The organism is Streptococcus sp. Marseille-Q5619 (genome assembly GCF_946901205.1).
In the GTDB taxonomy this organism is placed as follows: Bacteria; Bacillota; Bacilli; order Lactobacillales; family Streptococcaceae; genus Streptococcus.
This window is the reverse complement of sequence record NZ_CAMPPO010000003.1, coordinates 109,607-126,792: the sequence shown is the minus strand read 5'-3', so window position 1 is coordinate 126,792 and position 17,186 is coordinate 109,607. Positions and strand designations below refer to the sequence as shown.

General features: G+C 39.0%; 17 protein-coding genes and 1 pseudogene. 15 read left to right on the top strand and 3 right to left on the bottom strand.

Translation table 11 applies throughout. From position 1 onward, the window contains the following. Nucleotides 1-6 precede the first annotated feature (6 nt). Entirely contained in the window at nt 7-921 is a 915-nt protein-coding gene (locus tag OC530_RS05365) for a Dam family site-specific DNA-(adenine-N6)-methyltransferase (RefSeq protein ID WP_050242102.1), read from the bottom strand. 1,097 nt (nt 922-2,018) lie between these two features. Here OC530_RS05365 and OC530_RS05360 point away from each other — a divergent pair. The 9 genes and pseudogenes from OC530_RS05360 to OC530_RS05320 all read left to right on the top strand — a co-directional run bounded on the left by OC530_RS05360 (nt 2,019) and on the right by OC530_RS05320 (nt 11,414). Then, nucleotides 2,019-3,305, top strand: a complete 1,287-nt coding sequence (locus tag OC530_RS05360) for a U32 family peptidase (protein ID WP_262080242.1) — start codon at nt 2,019-2,021, stop codon at nt 3,303-3,305. Nucleotides 3,306-3,655: 350 nt separating this feature from the next. Beyond that, nucleotides 3,656-3,865, top strand: coding sequence for a helix-turn-helix transcriptional regulator (locus tag OC530_RS05355; protein ID WP_001107500.1), 210 nt, complete (start codon nt 3,656-3,658; stop codon nt 3,863-3,865). Further along, nucleotides 3,855-4,343, top strand: a complete 489-nt coding sequence (locus OC530_RS05350; protein ID WP_262080239.1) for a DUF6773 family protein — start codon at nt 3,855-3,857, stop codon at nt 4,341-4,343. Before OC530_RS05355 ends, OC530_RS05350 begins: the two co-directional genes overlap by 11 nt. 115 nt (nt 4,344-4,458) lie before the next feature. Next, complete coding sequence (locus tag OC530_RS05345; RefSeq protein WP_173306961.1) at nt 4,459-5,919, top strand: nicotinate phosphoribosyltransferase; 1,461 nt, start codon at nt 4,459-4,461, stop codon at nt 5,917-5,919. Then, nucleotides 5,916-6,740, top strand: a complete 825-nt coding sequence (gene nadE / locus OC530_RS05340) for an ammonia-dependent NAD(+) synthetase (RefSeq protein WP_262080236.1) — start codon at nt 5,916-5,918, stop codon at nt 6,738-6,740. The genes OC530_RS05345 and nadE overlap by 4 nt, the downstream gene beginning before the upstream one ends. 398 nt (nt 6,741-7,138) lie before the next feature. Continuing rightward, a complete protein-coding gene (locus OC530_RS05335) occupies nt 7,139-7,690 on the top strand; it encodes a GNAT family N-acetyltransferase (protein ID WP_262080234.1) in 552 nt (183 codons plus the stop codon). A 598-nt stretch (nt 7,691-8,288) separates the two neighbouring features. Beyond that, nucleotides 8,289-8,729 (top strand): annotated as a pseudogene (locus tag OC530_RS10240) (G5 domain-containing protein); the annotation flags it as partial. After that, nucleotides 8,709-11,120 carry a G5 domain-containing protein gene (locus OC530_RS05330; RefSeq protein ID WP_398599685.1) on the top strand — a complete coding sequence of 804 codons (2,412 nt, stop codon included), beginning with the start codon at nt 8,709-8,711 and terminating at the stop codon, nt 11,118-11,120. The pseudogene OC530_RS10240 and the gene OC530_RS05330, both read left to right, overlap by 21 nt. Nucleotides 11,121-11,282: 162 nt before the next feature. Continuing rightward, the gene (locus OC530_RS05320) at nt 11,283-11,414 is read left to right on the top strand and encodes a hypothetical protein (protein ID WP_262080232.1); all 132 of its coding nucleotides are present in this window, start codon (nt 11,283-11,285) and stop codon (nt 11,412-11,414) included. A 374-nt stretch (nt 11,415-11,788) separates the two neighbouring features. On the opposite strand, the gene queA is transcribed toward OC530_RS05320, so the two are convergent. Further along, nucleotides 11,789-12,817, bottom strand: coding sequence for a tRNA preQ1(34) S-adenosylmethionine ribosyltransferase-isomerase QueA (queA, locus tag OC530_RS05315; RefSeq protein ID WP_173214177.1), 1,029 nt, complete (start codon nt 12,815-12,817; stop codon nt 11,789-11,791). Between the two features lie 150 nt (nt 12,818-12,967). On the opposite strand from queA, the gene OC530_RS05310 reads away from it, so the two are divergent. Beyond that, on the top strand, nt 12,968-13,675 hold the full coding sequence (locus OC530_RS05310; RefSeq protein ID WP_000864588.1) for a glucosamine-6-phosphate deaminase: 708 nt from the start codon (nt 12,968-12,970) through the stop codon (nt 13,673-13,675). A 138-nt stretch (nt 13,676-13,813) separates the two neighbouring features. Further along, nucleotides 13,814-13,990 (top strand): 30S ribosomal protein S21, encoded by a 177-nt coding sequence (rpsU, locus tag OC530_RS05305; RefSeq protein WP_000048054.1) that lies wholly within the window; start codon nt 13,814-13,816, stop codon nt 13,988-13,990. Between the two features lie 70 nt (nt 13,991-14,060). Here the strand turns inward: rpsU and OC530_RS05300 are convergent, their stop codons facing one another. Further along, nucleotides 14,061-14,219: a hypothetical protein gene (locus OC530_RS05300; RefSeq protein WP_240149591.1), complete on the bottom strand. Its 159-nt coding sequence runs from the start codon at nt 14,217-14,219 to the stop codon at nt 14,061-14,063. 96 nt (nt 14,220-14,315) lie between these two features. Here OC530_RS05300 and hprK point away from each other — a divergent pair, with 96 nt between their 5' ends. Genes hprK through OC530_RS05280 form a run of 4 tightly spaced genes read left to right on the top strand, consistent with a single transcriptional unit; the run spans nt 14,316 to nt 16,820 of the window. Further along, entirely contained in the window at nt 14,316-15,251 is a 936-nt protein-coding gene (gene hprK, locus OC530_RS05295) for an HPr(Ser) kinase/phosphatase (RefSeq protein WP_173214053.1), read from the top strand. Then, complete coding sequence (lgt, locus tag OC530_RS05290) at nt 15,244-16,032, top strand: prolipoprotein diacylglyceryl transferase (RefSeq protein ID WP_173214056.1); 789 nt, start codon at nt 15,244-15,246, stop codon at nt 16,030-16,032. The genes hprK and lgt overlap by 8 nt, the downstream gene beginning before the upstream one ends. Continuing rightward, on the top strand, nt 16,033-16,416 hold the full coding sequence (locus OC530_RS05285; RefSeq protein WP_173214058.1) for a DUF948 domain-containing protein: 384 nt from the start codon (nt 16,033-16,035) through the stop codon (nt 16,414-16,416). 14 nt (nt 16,417-16,430) lie between these two features. Further along, nucleotides 16,431-16,820 (top strand): YtxH domain-containing protein, encoded by a 390-nt coding sequence (locus OC530_RS05280; protein ID WP_173214060.1) that lies wholly within the window; start codon nt 16,431-16,433, stop codon nt 16,818-16,820. Nucleotides 16,821-17,186 lie beyond the last annotated feature (366 nt).

Here is a 17,186-nt window from a genome sequence, read left to right as displayed (position 1 = left end):
TATTTTTTATATTTCAAAAAGGCTAATTTGCTCTTGTTCAGGATGCACTTCATTTAGGTTTGAATTAGATTCACTTATTACTAGGGCTTCTATCATTTTATTTCGATTAGATTCCTTTGCTCCTAAGTGATAAAAATGTTCAGTAGTTAACAACTTTCCATCCGTCCATTTTTCCATGTGGGTATTTTTTCTATACTGATTTTCGTACCACATACTAAAGGCGTATCCTGCTTTTCCTTTTTGAGTAAGTTCTGCGAGTAATGTCGCGTATTCTTCACTCCAAGAATCATAATATCCATCATATCGATCAATGTACGGAGGGTCTAAATAAACAAAGTCATTTTCTCCCATCATCTCAAATGCTTTAGTGAAAGGAATACAGATAAATTCCCAATCTTTACCCTTCATTATTTTTTCAATCCATGAAACTTGATTTACAATTTTTGTAATCAATGCTTTTTGAAATCTCTCTGGTTTTCGTCCAAAAGGAACATTATAATTACCTTTATTATTAAAACGTATCATTCCATTAAAATTGGAACGTTGTAAAAATAAAAAATCTAAAGAGCTATGTTCTTTATTAAATCTATCTCTAACCTCATAGTAATAAGATGTCTTATCAGCCGGAGTACTAGATAATTTAGTTGCTTCATTTTCTAAAAAAGTTCTAACTGTTTGAGCAGTAATCTTCTTTGATTGAATATCTTTGTAAAATTGAATGATATAGGGATTAGTGTCACTAAAAATAGCCTTCTGTGGTTCTAAATTAAAACCTACTACACCAGATCCCATAAATGGTTCAAAGTATGTTCCTTTACCATCCCACTTTATTGATTCAGCAATAAATGGAACTAATTTAGTTTTTATTCCTTGGATTTTAATAGGTGGTACTTTAGGTGTGATAATTTTTTTAGGTAACAATTGTAATTCTCCTCCCCTACTATATGTATTCTATTATAGCATTTTTTATACTTTTTTCTTCAAAAACTGATTATAAACTTCTCCTCTTCCTAAAATGTAAAGTTAAACGCATAAAATATTTAACACTACAAAAAATAGTCAAATAAATGCATTCTGCATTCAAAATTGGTCTAATCATTGTTAGTTCTCCTTTATATAATTTCAGTGTTGTAATTATTTCACGCCACTGTTATAAAATAAGTGTCGTGTTTTGTCGACACATAAAATTGAAATAAAAAAAATAGGCTTGAAGCCTAAATTTTTCCGTGACGCACTAAAAGAGAACCCCTCACTATCATTCTGATAACAAAAGAAGTGGTTACATAATTTGTTTCTGTATATAGAGGTAAAATCTTTTTTAACTCAGCAATATCATCAATAGTAGTTTGATTTACTTGTAAATCAGTTCGAGTTTTTGGGGCACTTCGTTCTTCAACTTGAGACCCAAATTTTAATACTTTATCCCAGTTTTGTTCAGCAGTAATTTTTTTAGAATCTAAATAAGCTTGATTTACGACAAACCCATTAGTAAGATGAAGATTATCAAATTCTCCAGTTGCTTTTATTTCTTTTTTAGAGCATCGATACTATTTCGTGTTTCTATTGCTAGTCTAACAGCTAATCTTACTATATCACCACCTTTTTATTACTAATACTATTATACAAAAAATGTTGTGTTTTTGTTACACATTAATTTCAACTCTGCAAACAATAGAAATTAATTCTAATAAATTATTATAAAAATAACTAGTATAAATCCTTAATTTTAAACTATATCAAACCTTATCAATTTAGAAAACAATAGAATGGGAATAGTCATCTAAGGACTAATTTATGTAGTTTAATGAACCAGTATCTTTGGGTACTGGTTTTTACTTTTCTAGACTTTTTGACTACCTGTTAAAACTGGGTTAATTTTCGACAGTTTAACAGTTATTATGCAAAGTTTAAAAGATTAGAATTGTCAAAACAATCTGTCTAGGCTTGATTTTATGGCTTATTTACTATAAAATGAGAAGGAAAAACGTCAAACTTTTATATTGCAAATAGGAGAAAACATGACAAAAATATTAAAACGTCCTGAGGTTTTATCACCTGCAGGGACTTTAGAGAAGCTAAAAGTAGCTGTTCAGTATGGAGCAGATGCTGTCTTTATCGGTGGTCAGGCCTATGGTCTTCGTAGCCGTGCCGGAAACTTTACTTTCGAACAGATGGAAGAAGGTGTCCAGTTTGCGGCCAAGTATGGTGCCAAGGTCTATGTAGCGGCTAATATGGTTATGCACGAAGGAAATGAAGCTGGTGCTGGTGAGTGGTTCCGTAAACTGCGTGATATCGGCATTGCAGCAGTTATAGTATCTGACCCAGCCTTGATTATGATTGCAGCGACTGAAGCACCAGGCCTTGAAATCCACCTTTCTACCCAAGCCAGTGCCACTAACTATGAAACCCTTGAGTTCTGGAAAGAGCTAGGCTTGACTCGTGTCGTTTTAGCGCGTGAGGTTTCAATGGAAGAATTAGCTGAAATCCGCAAACGTACAGATGTTGAAATTGAAGCCTTTGTCCATGGAGCTATGTGTATTTCATACTCTGGACGTTGTACTCTTTCAAACCACATGAGTATGCGTGATGCCAACCGTGGTGGATGTTCTCAGTCATGCCGTTGGAAATACGACCTTTACGACATGCCATTTGGGAAAGAACGTAAGAGTTTGCAGGGTGAGATTCCAGAAGAATTTTCAATGTCAGCCGTTGACATGTCTATGATTGACCACATTCCAGATATGATTGAAAATGGTGTGGACAGTCTAAAAATCGAAGGACGTATGAAGTCTATTCACTACGTATCAACAGTAACCAACTGCTACAAGGCGGCTGTGGATGCCTATCTTGAAAGTCCTGAAAAGTTTGAAGCTATCAAACAAGACTTGGTGGACGAGATGTGGAAGGTTGCCCAACGTGAACTGGCTACAGGATTTTACTATGGTACACCATCTGAAAATGAGCAGTTGTTTGGTGCGCGTCGTAAAATTCCTGAGTATAAGTTTGTCGCTGAAGTGGTTTCTTATGATGATGCGACTCAAACGGCAACCATTCGTCAACGGAATGTCATCAACGAAGGCGATCAAGTTGAGTTTTATGGACCAGGTTTCCGTCATTTTGAAACCTATATTGAGGATCTTCACGATGCCAAAGGCAATAAAATCGACCGTGCTCCAAATCCAATGGAACTATTGACTATTAAGGTGCCTCAACCTGTTCAAGCAGGAGACATGGTTCGTGCATTAAAAGAAGGACTCATCAATCTCTACAAAGAAGATGGAACTAGCGTCACAGTTCGTGCTTAATGTAGTTGTTTAGTTTTAAAAAATTATGCAAAGCTCCATATACAACACTTAAACGAGATTAAAGAATGGCGAAATCCCTTGATGTGCAAGGGATTAGCTGTCCTTTTTTATTTTTTAAGTGATAAAGTCGGAGCTAGGTATCCAAAGCCTATCAAATTAAACAAAGAAGTGATGTCGTCGATATTTTGAAAAAAATTGAATAAGCAGAAAACTCTTTATCATTTATGTGGTAGAGGTTTTTTGTTAATAAAATTTTACAAAATGACATTTATATATTGCATTAAGTTGGATATATGATATAATGTTGTTAAAAAGAGGCGCAACTTTTTAAAATTAAAAGGAGGACGCAAGTGGCTAAAAATTTAAAATTAAAATTAGCTCGTGTAGAGCTTGATTTAACTCAAGGTCAACTGGCAGAGGCTGTTGGGGTGACGCGCCAGACTATTGGTTTGATAGAGGCGGGAAAATATAATCCCAGTCTCTCGCTCTGCCAGTCCATTTGCAGATGTTTAGGGAAAACCCTAGACCAACTATTTTGGGAGGAAGAAGATGGTAAATAAATTCATTCATTATCAATTACTTGACGAAAGAGAAGAACAACTAATCAATAAAGCTGGGGCAGAATCCTTTTCCCTCTTCATTGGACTTGTGCTTCTAAGCTATTTGGTGGCTGTATTAGCTCCCTCTCTTTTTAATCCGAATTTTCTAGTCTATACTCTGATAGTAGGAATTTTCTTCTTTTTCAACCGTGCCCGTTATCTGGGAGTGACCTACTATAGTCGTTTTCATTTTACGATTTTGGGTTGTTTTTTCCTAACATTGGCTATTACGGCTCTTTTGATGTTACAGAATTATCAATTCAACATAGAAATTTATCAGCACAATCCTTTGAACGTTAAATACCTGTCTGCTTGGGCAATTACTTATGTCCTTTACCTTCCTTGGGTTTTTATCGGCAATCTTGGTCTGAAGAGCTATGGTGAATGGGCTCAGAAAAAGTTTGAACAAGATATGGATGAACTGGAGAGTAGAGAATAGCTTGTTACTCTTTTCTCAATACAGGTAAAATGTGATATAATAGTACTAATTTATTGAAATGCTTGAAAGTTTTTGAAAATTTTCATGTATTTCTAGTTAAGGAAGTAGGAAAAGTATGTATCCAGATGATAGTTTGACATTGCACACGGACTTGTACCAGATTAACATGATGCAGGTTTACTTTGACCAAGGGATTCACAATAAAAAGGCGGTCTTTGAGGTTTATTTCCGCCAACAGCCTTTTAAGAACGGCTATGCGGTTTTTGCTGGTTTGGAAAGAATTGTGAATTATCTTGAAGACTTGCGTTTTTCAGATAGTGATATTGCCTATTTGGAGTTGCTAGGCTATCATGGAGCATTCTTGGACTATCTCCGCAATTTCAAGTTGGAGTTGACCGTTCGTTCTGCCCAAGAAGGGGACTTGGTTTTTGCTAATGAACCGATTGTGCAGGTGGAAGGTCCTCTAGCCCAATGTCAATTGGTCGAAACGGCCCTTTTGAATATTGTCAACTACCAGACCTTGGTGGCGACTAAGGCAGCTCGTATTCGTTCAGTCATTGAAGATGAGCCTTTGATGGAGTTTGGGACACGTCGGGCTCAAGAAATGGATGCGGCCATCTGGGGAACACGCGCAGCGGTGATTGGTGGTGCCAATGGAACCAGCAATGTGCGTGCTGGTAAACTCTTTGATATTCCTGTCTTGGGGACTCACGCCCATTCCTTGGTGCAGGTTTATGGTAATGATTATGAGGCTTTCAAGGCTTATGCTGCGACCCATAAAAATTGCGTCTTTCTTGTGGATACCTATGACACACTTCGAATTGGGGTACCCGCTGCCATTCAGGTGGCGCGTGAGCTGGGTGACCAGATTAATTTCCTTGGTGTCCGCATTGACTCTGGAGACATTGCCTATATTTCTAAAAAAGTTCGTCAACAACTGGACGAGGCAGGATTTACTGATGCTAAGATTTATGCATCAAATGACCTTGATGAAAATACCATCCTTAACCTCAAAATGCAACATGCTAAGATTGATGTTTGGGGAGTAGGTACTAAGCTGATTACAGCCTATGACCAGCCAGCTCTTGGTGCAGTTTACAAGATTGTTGCAATCGAAGATGAAAATGGCCAGATGCGTAATACCATCAAGCTGTCAAATAATGCGGAAAAAGTGTCGACGCCAGGTAAGAAGCAGGTGTGGCGCATTACCAGTCGTGAAAAAGGCAAGTCAGAGGGCGACTACATCACTTATGATGGCGTAGATGTTGCCAGCATGACAGAAATCAAGATGTTCCATCCGACCTATACTTATATCAAGAAGACCGTTCGTAATTTTGATGCCGTGCCTCTCTTGGTGGATATCTTTAAAGACGGAAAATTGATTTACAATCTGCCTAGCTTGACTGAGATTCAGGACTATGCTCGTAAGGAATTTGACAAGCTTTGGGATGAGTACAAGCGCGTGCTCAATCCGCAACATTATCCAGTAGATTTGGCGCGTGATGTATGGCAAGACAAGATGGACTTGATTGATAAGATGCGCAAGGAAGCCCTTGGTGAAGGAGAAGAAGAATGAGTTTGCAAGAAGCGATTATCCAAGAACTGGGCGTGAAACCAGTGATTGATGCCCAGGAAGAAATCCGTCGTTCCATTGATTTCTTAAAGAGATACCTGAAAAAACATCCTTTCCTAAAAACCTTTGTACTAGGAATTTCTGGAGGGCAGGACTCAACCTTGGCAGGGCGCTTGGCCCAATTAGCTATGGAAGAACTGCGAGCAGAAACGGGAGACGACAGCTATAAATTTATCGCTGTCCGCCTGCCTTATGGAGTGCAAGCTGATGAAGCAGATGCTCAAAAAGCCTTAGCATTCATCCAACCAGATGTCAGTTTAGTCGTCAATATCAAGGAATCAGCTGACGCCATGACGGCAGCAGTTGAAGCGACAGGTAGTCCTGTTTCAGATTTTAACAAGGGCAATATCAAGGCACGTTGCCGTATGATTGCTCAGTATGCCCTTGCTGGTTCCCATAGCGGAGCGGTCATTGGAACAGACCACGCCGCGGAAAATATCACAGGTTTCTTTACCAAGTTTGGTGACGGTGGTGCGGATATTCTCCCTCTTTACCGCCTCAATAAACGTCAAGGAAAACAACTCTTGAAGGAACTTGGTGCAGATCCAGCCCTTTATGAAAAAATCCCAACAGCAGACCTAGAAGAAGACAAACCAGGCTTAGCTGACGAAGTAGCCCTCGGAGTCACCTATGAAGAGATTGACGACTACCTAGAAGGCAAAACAATTAACCCAGAAGCCCAAGCAAGAATCGAAAACTGGTGGCACAAAGGCCAACACAAACGCCACCTACCAATCACCGTCTTTGATGACTTTTGGGAGTAAAAAGGTCCGGGGGACTTTTTAGCTTCTTGCCCTGAAATTAAAAAGCAAGAAAAACCTCCAGTGGAGGTTTTCAGCCTCTCACCTTGAAATAAGAAAGTGAGAGAAGGTTCGGTAACTCGAAGAGTTCGATTTCGTAGTCTCACCCCCGCAACGATGACTAGGTTTGAAAAAGCTTGGGAAAGCGCATTTCAAACCAGACAGCGACTGCGTCAAGAAATTATATGAAAAACTCATTTTCTAGCTGTCACTGAGTTTAATCTTTTTACCCCGAGCATGGAAACAGGTAAGCGAGGAAGGTCCAGTGGACCTTTTTAGCTTATTACCTTGAAATTCAAAAGCAAAACAAGTTTCGATGGAGATTGGACAGAGAAACATCTATCAGAAAGTGAGGTAGCATCATGAAATCTATCGGTACGCAAACATTACAGACAGACCGTTTGATTTTAAGAAGATTTGTGGAAAGTGATGCAGAAGCCATGTTTCAAAATTGGGCTTCATCCGCTGAGAATCTGACCTATGTTACCTGGGATCCCCATCCTGATGTCGAAATTACTCGAAACTCGATTCGCAATTGGGTTGCTTCCTATACTAATCCCAACTATTACAAATGGGCCATTTGTCTAAAAGAAGACCCAGAGCAGGTGATAGGAGATATCAGTATCGTTGCAATAGATGAGAATGATTCTTCTTGTGAAATTGGTTATGTTTTAGGAAAAAACTATTGGGGTCGAGGTTTTATGACAGAGGCCTTAAAAGCTATCTTAGATTTCTGTTTTACTCAAGCAGGATTTCAAAAGGTTAGGGCTCGATATGCCAGTCTCAACCCAGCTTCAGGTCGTGTCATGGAAAAGGCTGGAATGTCTTATCTAAAAACTATTACCAATGGTGTAGAGAGAAAAGGCTATCTTGCGGACCTTATTTATTATGGTATAAGTAGGGAAGAATGTTGAATTCTATTTTCTGTTTCCATCGAAGTCAACTATTTATTGTAAATACAATAATTGGCATCCCAAGTTTATTTACAACTTTAAAATAGCACATTGATTAGTACAAGACAGATGTTCTAGTTCCTTCTTTAAGCTTGTAACTAAGAGGGAGCTAATCGACTAGATTCTCCAGTCGAACAGGTGGTAATACGCTTTTTATAGTGTAATCCTAGCTGTTGTTAAATTTAAAATAGAATCCTCTATCGAGTTAGGGAATTAAATTCCACCAATTTTATTTATGTTTTTCTATCAAAATATCTAACATTAAAATAGTCTCATTCTGATGAGCAAACTATTCGATTGCTACTGCATAGTTGTATAAAGAATGATGAAAGATGAGTGAAAATTATCAAGTTGGAATGTTTGTATCTAAATATATTAGCATGTATTTGGATAAGATGTCTGCAATCCTCTATATATGAGATTGATTACGATATAGTTAAAGTGTTAGTTCAATAATCAATATATCATTCTAAGTTTATTTGATATATGAAATATATTATTTAACATTTGCCAGAAAAGATGCTATACTAGAAGTAGTAAATTTTAGAAGGAGGATGTAATGGCAAAATCTAATACCAATAAGCGCTATGCATTACGTAAACTCGGAAAGATTTTTGGTTCTGTGATAATCGGGCTAACTTTATTTTTAGGAGGAATCCTGAATACAAGTTTTGTTCATGCTGATGGAACAGGAGTGACATTTATTAAAGACGATACCCGCCGTAAAGGAGAGGAACCGGAGACTGATGTTGATGAAGTAGGAAATATTATTGTTAAGGTTCCGGCTAAGGATAGCGTTGAAACAAAAGTAATTCCAATCGAAACAGAATATGAAGCGGATCCAACTCTTGCTAAAGGGGAAAAGAAAGATGATCCAACTCGTCCAGGTAAGGTAGGAACTGAAACCATTACGACTACTTATAAAATCGAAGGTGGTAAGGCAGTAGAAGATAAGAAGACCAGTGAAGTAACAACTGCGATGGTTAAGAAAGTTGTTAAAGTTGGAACAAAGCCGACTGAAACAACTGAACTTACAACTTCTACGGAAGTGAGATATGAAAAGGATCCAGAACATACAAGAGGAAGCCAACCTACGACTATTCCAAGCGAAGATGGACTGAAAACAGTTACGACTAGTTATAAAGTTGATTCTAAGACAGGCGATATTACGGTAGCAGATGTTTCAGAGATGGTTACTAAAGCAGCTACACCTATTATCGTTAAGGTTCCGGCTAAGGATAGCGTTGAAACAAAGGCTATTCCAATCGAAACAGAGTATGAAGCAGATCCAACTCTTGTTAAAGGGGAAAAGAAAGATGATCCAACTCGTCCAGGTAAGGTAGGAACTGAAACCATTACGACTACTTATAAAATCGAAGGTGGTAAGGCAGTAGAAGATAAGAAGACCAGTGAAGTAACAACTGCGATGGTTAAGAAAGTTGTTAAAGTTGGAACAAAGCCGACTGAAACAACTGAACTTACAACTTCTACGGAAGTGAGATATGAAAAGGATCCAGAACATACAAGAGGAAGCCAACCTACGACTATTCCAAGCGAAGATGGACTGAAAACAGTTACGACTAGTTATAAAGTTGATTCTAAGACAGGCGATATTACGGTAGCAGATGTTTCAGAGATGGTTACTAAAGCAGCTACACCTATTATCGTTAAGGTTCCGGCTAAGGATAGCGTTGAAACAAAGGCTATTCCAATCGAAACAGAGTATGAAGCAGATCCAACTCTTGTTAAAGGGGAAAAGAAAGATGATCCAACTCGTCCAGGTAAGGTAGGAACTGAAACCATTACGACTACTTATAAAATCGAAGGTGGTAAGGCAGTAGAAGATAAGAAGACCAGTGAAGTAACAACTGCGATGGTTAAGAAAGTTGTTAAAGTTGGAACAAAGCCGACTGAAACAACTGAACTTACAACTTCTACGGAAGTGAGATATGAAAAGGATCCAGAACATACAAGAGGAAGCCAACCTACGACTATTCCAAGCGAAGATGGACTGAAAACAGTTACGACTAGTTATAAAGTTGATTCTAAGACAGGCGATATTACGGTAGCAGATGTTTCAGAGATGGTTACTAAAGCAGCTACACCTATTATCGTTAAGGTTCCGGCTAAGGATAGCATTGAAACAAAGGCTATTCCAATCGAAACAGAGTATGAAGCAGATCCAACTCTTGTTAAAGGGGAAAAGAAAGATGATCCAACTCGTCCAGGTAAGGTAGGAACTGAAACCATTACGACTACTTATAAAATCGAAGGTGGTAAGGCAGTAGAAGATAAGAAGACCAGTGAAGTAACAACTGCGATGGTTAAGAAAGTTGTTAAAGTTGGAACAAAGCCGACTGAAACAACTGAACTTACAACTTCTACGGAAGTGAGATATGAAAAGGATCCAGAACATACAAGAGGAAGCCAACCTACGACTATTCCAAGCGAAGATGGACTGAAAACAGTTACGACTAGTTATAAAGTTGATTCTAAGACAGGCGATATTACGGTAGCAGATGTTTCAGAGATGGTTACTAAAGCAGCTACACCTATTATCGTTAAGGTTCCGGCTAAGGATAGCATTGAAACAAAAGTAATTCCAATCGAAACAGAGTATCTCGATGACCCAACTCTTGATAAGGGTCAAGAAGTAGAAGAAGCAGGAGAAATTGGTGAAATTACGCTTACTACAATGTATACTGTAGATGAACGTGATGGAACAATTGAAGAAACTACTTCTCGTCAAATTACTAAAGAGATGGTAAAAAGACGTATAAGGAGAGGGACGAGAGAACCTGAAAAAGTTGTTGTTCCTAAGAAATCATCTATTCCTTCGTATCCTGGATCTGTTACATCTAATCAAGGAACAGATGCAGCAGTAGAACCAGCTAAACCAGTTGCTCCAACAACAGGCTGGAAACAAGAAAATGCTATGTGGTATTTTTATAATACTGATGGTTCCATGGCAACAGGTTGGGTACAAGTGAATGGTTCATGGTACTACCTCAACTCTAATGGTTCCATGGCAACAGGTTGGGTACAAGTGAATGGTTCATGGTACTACCTCAACTCTAATGGTTCCATGGCAACAGGTTGGGTACAAGTGAATGGTTCATGGTACTACCTCAACTCTAATGGTTCCATGGCAACAGGTTGGGAGCAAGTTGATGGTTCATGGTACTATCTAAACGATAATGGTTCCATGGAGACAGGTTGGCTACAAAATAATGGTTCATGGTACTACCTCAACAGCAACGGTTCTATGAAAGCCAATCAATGGTTCCAAGTTGGTGGTAAATGGTATTATGTAAATGCATCGGGTGAGCTAGCGGTCAATACAAGTATAGATGGCTATAGAGTCAATGATAATGGTGAATGGGTGCGTTAATAGATTCCTCCCTGCGACAAAATTGATAATAGTATGTCTGAATATATAATTATGTATAAAAAGCTATAGATAAGCTCATCTTATAGCGACTATAAAAAAGTGAACAAGCCTAGTCTTCTGTACATTAGAATTCAGGTTTGTTCACTTTTTGTTTAATACTCAATGAAAATCAAAGAGCAAACTAGGAAACTAGCCGCAGGTTGCTCAACGCACTGCTTTGAGGTTGTAGATAGAACTGACGAAGTCAGCTCAAAACACTGTTTTGAGGTTGTGGATGAAGCTGACGCGGTTTGAAGAGATTTTCGAAGAGTATAAGTCTTTGATTTTGAGACTAAGGAGAGTCAGGGTCAAAGTAGTGAATGATTCTGAAACAACTCATAATAGTCTCTTGAGAGGACAGATAAGAGTAACAAATATGGTGCTACTCATGTGTCTTGCTTTTTGATTTACAAACAGCGAAGAAAATATAGGAAGCTGAAATAAAATATAGATGAAACAATTTGGAGAGTCAATGTAATATATGGCAATATTTTCGAAGCTAGGGGGAAGCATTTTAATTTCAATGTACTAGGCGTCCTCTACAGCTAGCTAGAGTTTCAATTGTAGATGTTCTTTGAAATAATGTCTTAGCGATTTATTGGTATTAGAAGATTTAGAGAAATTCTTGCTCAATAAATAAACATGGCATCGCCAAAACTAAAGAAGCGGTAGTGTTCTTGGATGGCATGATGGTAAGCATCTAAGACTAATTCACGGCCTGCAAAGGCAGAAACTAACATGACCAGAGTTGATTTTGGCAGGTGGAAATTGGTTGAAAAGGCATCTACAACCTTCCATTCGTAGCCAGGTTTGATAAAGATATTGGTCCAGCCAGAATCTGCTTGGATTTGCCAATCAAACTTGGAACCAATAGTCTCCAAGGTGCGGATAGAAGTGGTTCCGACAGCGATGACGCGACCACCATTTTCCTTAACAGAGCGAAGGGTTGCAGCTGCTTCCTCAGAAAGTTGGTAAAATTCTGAGTGCATTTCGTGTTCGTCCAGATTGTCAACTGAAACGGGTCTAAAGGTTCCGAGTCCGACATGAAGAGTCAGATAGACTAGATGAACACCCTTAGCTTGGATTTCTGCCAGCAGCTCTTTGGTGAAGTGAAGACCAGCAGTTGGTGCTGCAGCAGAGCCACTTTCCTTGGCGTAAACAGTTTGATAGCGTTCGCGGTCATCCAGTTTTTCGTGGATATAAGGTGGCAGAGGCATTTCTCCCAGACTTTCCAAAACTTCTAGGAAAATTCCTTGGTATTCGAAGCGGACAATACGGCCCCCATGGGTCAATTCTTCTGTAACGACAGCGCTGAGGCGACCATCACCAAAGCTGACGCGAGTGCCAACCTTGAGGCGCTTGGCAGGTTTAGCCAGAACCTCCCACTCATCTCCAGTAGTATTTTTGAGTAGGAGAAGTTCCACATGACCTCCTGTCTCCTCTTTTTGACCATAGAGGCGAGCGGGGAGAACTCGGGTGTCGTTCATGACAAGGGCATCACCAGGTTCCAGCATATCAATAATAGAGTGGAAGTGTTTATCCTGCATTTCTCCTGTCTCACGGTTGACGATGAGAAGTTTAGAAGCATCCCGTTTTTCAAGGGGTGTTTGGGCAATCAATTCCTCGGGTAAGTGGAAATCAAAATCAGCTGTATTCATATATCTGTTCATTCTTTCTAAGTTCTAATCTTATCCATTATAACATGTTTCAAGTTTGGACGCTCTTTTTTTAGAAATTAAACCGTTTTCACTTGACAAAAATTGGTCTATACCATATAATAAATATAGATAGAAATGGAGGATGAAAAGATGAAAGTTATTAAAGTTGAAAACCAAATCGAAGGTGGAAAAGTTGCTTTTGAGATTTTGAAAGAAAAGTTGGCAAATGGCGCTCAAACTCTAGGACTTGCGACAGGAAGTAGCCCACTTGAATTTTACAAGGAAATTGTTGAAAGTGACCTTGATTTTTCAAATCTAACCAGTGTCAACCTTGATGAGTATGTAGGTCTTGATGGCGACAATCCTCAGTCTTACCGTCACTTCATGCAAGAAAACTTGTTCAACCAAAAACCATTTAAAGAAAGTTTCTTGCCTCGTGGTGTTAAGGATCATGCTGAAGCTGAAGTTGAACGCTACAACCAAATTTTGGCTGACCATCCAGTTGACCTCCAAATCTTGGGAATCGGTCGCAATGGACATATCGGATTTAATGAACCTGGTACTCCATTTGACAGTCAAACGCATCTAGTCGAACTGGACCAGTCTACTATCGAAGCAAACGCACGTTTCTTTGACAAGATTGAAGACGTCCCAACCCAAGCCATTTCAATGGGGATTAAGAATATCTTGGATGCCAAGTCTATCCTTCTCTTTGCTTACGGTGAGTCAAAAGCAGAAGCCATCGCTGGAACAGTATCAGGACCGGTGACTGAGAATCTACCAGCAAGTAGCCTCCAAAATCACCCTGATGTGACCATTATTGCGGATGCTGAAGCGCTCAGCTTACTTGAAAAATAAAAAGCAATGTTCTATTGAACGCTTTCAACTCTTGTATAAATGTAAGAAAAAATCAAAATTAAACCGCATTTTTGCTTGACAATTATTCCTTTTACGTGTAGAATAAAATAGATATTGAACTTGAAGGGAGTGAAAAAAATGTCTAAAACAGTAGTACGTAAGAATGAATCTCTTGACGACGCACTTCGTCGTTTCAAACGTGCGGTTACTAAAGCTGGTACTCTTCAAGAAACACGCAAACGTGAATTCTATGAAAAACCTTCTGTAAAACGTAAACGTAAATCAGAAGCAGCTCGTAAACGTAAAAAATTCTAATTGAAATGAAAGGCTAGAGAAATCTAGTCCTTTTTCTTTTAATACTCTTCGAAAATCTCTTCAAACCACGTCAACGTCGCCTTGCCGTATGTATGTGACTGACTTCGTCAGTTCTATCCACAACCTCAAAGCAGTGCTTTGAGCTGACTTCGTCAGTCTTATCTACAACCTCAAAACAGTGTTTTGAGCAGCCTACGGCTAGTTTCCTAGTTTGCTCTTTGATTTTCATTGAGTATAAATAAATACTCCAAATCCTGCAAAAATCTCAAATATCCTCTTACAATTTGATATAATAGTAAAAAGAACTCGATTGAAGGAGGAAATGATGTCGGTTTTAGTAAAAGAAGTGATTGAAAAGCTTAGACTAGACATTGTCTATGGCGAACCAGAATTGCTTGAAAAGGAAATCAATACAGCGGATATTACGCGACCTGGTCTTGAAATGACAGGCTACTTTGACTACTACACGCCAGAGCGGATTCAGCTCTTGGGGATGAAGGAGTGGTCTTATCTGATTAGCATGCCTTCCAACAGCCGTTATGAAGTTTTGAAAAAAATGTTTCTACCTGAGACACCTGCGGTCATTGTTGCCCGTGGTTTGGTGGTTCCAGAGGAGATGTTAAAGGCAGCCAGAGAATGTAAGATTGCCATTTTAACCAGCCGTACGGCTACTAGTCGTTTGTCTGGAGAGTTATCTAGCTATCTGGATTCTCGTTTGGCAGAACGGACCAGTGTGCATGGAGTCTTGATGGATATCTATGGGATGGGTGTCTTGATTCAGGGAGATAGTGGAATCGGTAAGAGTGAGACAGGTTTAGAGCTTGTCAAACGTGGTCACCGCTTGGTAGCTGATGACCGGGTCGATATCTTTGCCAAGGATGAGATTACTCTTTGGGGTGAACCGGCTGAAATCTTGAGACACCTGATTGAAATTCGTGGGGTTGGGATTATCGATGTTATGAGTCTCTACGGTGCCAGTGCTGTCAAGGATTCTTCACAGGTTCAGCTTGCTGTCTATTTGGAAAATTACGATACGCATAAAACTTTTGATCGTCTTGGCAATAATCCAGAGGAACTCGAAATTTCTGGCGTAGCCATTCCTCGTATCCGTATTCCAGTTAAAACAGGTCGTAATATTTCTGTCGTGATTGAGGCTGCTGCCATGAATTATCGTGCAAAGGAAATGGGCTTTGATACGACTCGTTTGTTCGAAGAACGCTTGACAAATCTCATCGCTCGAAATGAGGTGCAAAATGCTTGATCCAATTGCTATTCAACTAGGACCCCTAGCCATTCGTTGGTATGCCTTGTGTATTGTGACAGGCTTGATTCTTGCGGTTTATTTGACCATGAAAGAAGCGCCTAGAAAGAAGATTATACCAGACGATATTTTAGATTTTATCTTGATAGCCTTTCCTTTGGCTATTTTAGGAGCTCGTCTCTACTATGTCATTTTCCGTTTTGATTATTATAGTCAGAATGTCGGAGAGATTTTTGCCATTTGGAATGGTGGTTTGGCCATTTATGGCGGTTTGATTACAGGGGCTCTTGTCCTCTATATCTTTGCTGATCGTAAACTCATTAACACTTGGGATTTCCTAGATATCGCGGCGCCTAGCGTCATGATTGCCCAAAGTTTGGGTCGCTGGGGTAATTTCTTTAACCAAGAAGCCTATGGTGTAGCAGTAGATAATTTGGATTATCTACCTGGCTTTATCCGTGACCAGATGTATATTGAGGGGAGCTACCGTCAACCGACTTTCCTTTATGAGTCTCTATGGAATCTGCTTGGCTTTGCCTTGATTCTGATATTGAGACGAAAATGGAAGAGCCTCAGACGAGGTCATATCACTGCTTTCTACTTGATTTGGTATGGTTTCGGTCGTATGGTCATCGAAGGCATGCGGACAGATAGTCTCATGTTCTTTGGCCTTCGGGTATCGCAATGGCTATCAGTTGTCCTTATCGGACTGGGTATTTTTATCATTCTATATCAAAATCGAAAGAAGGCCCCTTACTATATTTCAGAGGAGGAAAACTAAATGTTAGAAGTTGCATATATTCTTGTAGCCCTTGCTTTGATTGTATTTTTAGTGTATCTAATCATTACTGTGCAAAAGCTTGGACGTGTTATCGATGAAACAGAAAAGACGATTAAAACATTAACTTCAGATGTAGATGTGACCTTGCATTATACCAATGAGTTGCTGGCTAAGGTCAATGTCTTGGCAGATGATATCAATGTCAAGATGGCAACGATTGATCCACTCTTTAGTGCTGTTGCAGATTTGTCTCTATCTGTTTCAGACCTCAATGACCATGCGCGTGTCTTGAGCAAGAAAGCTTCATCAGCTGGTTCAAAAACACTCAAGACTGGGGCAAGTTTGTCAGCTCTTCGTCTTGCAAGTAAATTTTTCAAAAAATAAAAAGGAGAATCCTTATGGGTAAACTATCCTCAATCCTTTTAGGAACCGTTTCAGGTGCAGCTCTTGCCTTGTTTTTAACAAGTGACAAGGGCAAACAAGTTTGCAGTCAGGCTCAAGATTTTCTGGATGATTTGAGAGAAGATCCAGAGTATGCCAAGGAGCAGGTCTGTGAAAAACTGACAGAAGTTAAGGAGCAAGCTACAGATTTTGTTCTGAAAACCAAAGAACAGGTTGAGTCAGGTGAAATCACTGTGGACAGCATCCTTGCTCAAGCCAAATCATGTGCTCGCCAAGCGACAGAAGCATCAAAAGATCGATTCAATAATCTCAAAGAGCAATGGCAAGAAAAGGCCGAAACTCTTGATGAATCAGAAGAGATTGTGATTGACATAACAGAAGAATAAAAGAAATAGTAACTATTCTAGGTCCTATAAACTCTCTAGTGGATTATACCTCTATAGAGCTTATAGGTTTTTTTATGTGGATAAAACCTTAAATAAAAAGAAATTTAATGATTTTTGAAAATAGATAAGTATAATCTACTTTTTTGTGAACAGAGTTGTTTTTAAAAAAATATCAATATATTCACAATGTTATACTTAAATATACAATATTTTCGAATGTTAAAGAATATAAGGCCAAATATTTGATTAAGTATGTAGAAAATAGTATAATTGAGCTGTGATAGCTGTGATAGCTGTGATAGCTGTGATAGCTGTGATAGCTGTGATAGCTGTGATAGCTGTGATAGCTGTGATAGCTGTGATGTT

What these genes read in the sequence shown, in the direction of transcription:
- OC530_RS05300 (WP_240149591.1), bottom strand. Translation starts at nt 14,219, where the DNA reads ATGAAAATCAAAGAGCAAACTAGGAAACTAGCCGTAGGCTGCTCAAAA.
- OC530_RS05360 (WP_262080242.1), top strand. Translation starts at nt 2,019, where the DNA reads ATGACAAAAATATTAAAACGTCCTGAGGTTTTATCACCTGCAGGGACT.
- OC530_RS05350 (WP_262080239.1), top strand. Translation starts at nt 3,855, where the DNA reads ATGGTAAATAAATTCATTCATTATCAATTACTTGACGAAAGAGAAGAA.
- queA (WP_173214177.1), bottom strand. Translation starts at nt 12,817, where the DNA reads ATGAATACAGCTGATTTTGATTTCCACTTACCCGAGGAATTGATTGCC.
- hprK (WP_173214053.1), top strand. Translation starts at nt 14,316, where the DNA reads ATGTCGGTTTTAGTAAAAGAAGTGATTGAAAAGCTTAGACTAGACATT.
- OC530_RS05320 (WP_262080232.1), top strand. Translation starts at nt 11,283, where the DNA reads ATGAAAATCAAAGAGCAAACTAGGAAACTAGCCGCAGGTTGCTCAACG.
- OC530_RS05330 (WP_398599685.1), top strand. Translation starts at nt 8,709, where the DNA reads ATGGTTAAGAAAGTTGTTAAAGTTGGAACAAAGCCGACTGAAACAACT.
- lgt (WP_173214056.1), top strand. Translation starts at nt 15,244, where the DNA reads ATGCTTGATCCAATTGCTATTCAACTAGGACCCCTAGCCATTCGTTGG.
- rpsU (WP_000048054.1), top strand. Translation starts at nt 13,814, where the DNA reads ATGTCTAAAACAGTAGTACGTAAGAATGAATCTCTTGACGACGCACTT.
- nadE (WP_262080236.1), top strand. Translation starts at nt 5,916, where the DNA reads ATGAGTTTGCAAGAAGCGATTATCCAAGAACTGGGCGTGAAACCAGTG.
- OC530_RS05280 (WP_173214060.1), top strand. Translation starts at nt 16,431, where the DNA reads ATGGGTAAACTATCCTCAATCCTTTTAGGAACCGTTTCAGGTGCAGCT.
- OC530_RS05345 (WP_173306961.1), top strand. Translation starts at nt 4,459, where the DNA reads ATGTATCCAGATGATAGTTTGACATTGCACACGGACTTGTACCAGATT.
- OC530_RS05335 (WP_262080234.1), top strand. Translation starts at nt 7,139, where the DNA reads ATGAAATCTATCGGTACGCAAACATTACAGACAGACCGTTTGATTTTA.
- OC530_RS05285 (WP_173214058.1), top strand. Translation starts at nt 16,033, where the DNA reads ATGTTAGAAGTTGCATATATTCTTGTAGCCCTTGCTTTGATTGTATTT.
- OC530_RS05310 (WP_000864588.1), top strand. Translation starts at nt 12,968, where the DNA reads ATGAAAGTTATTAAAGTTGAAAACCAAATCGAAGGTGGAAAAGTTGCT.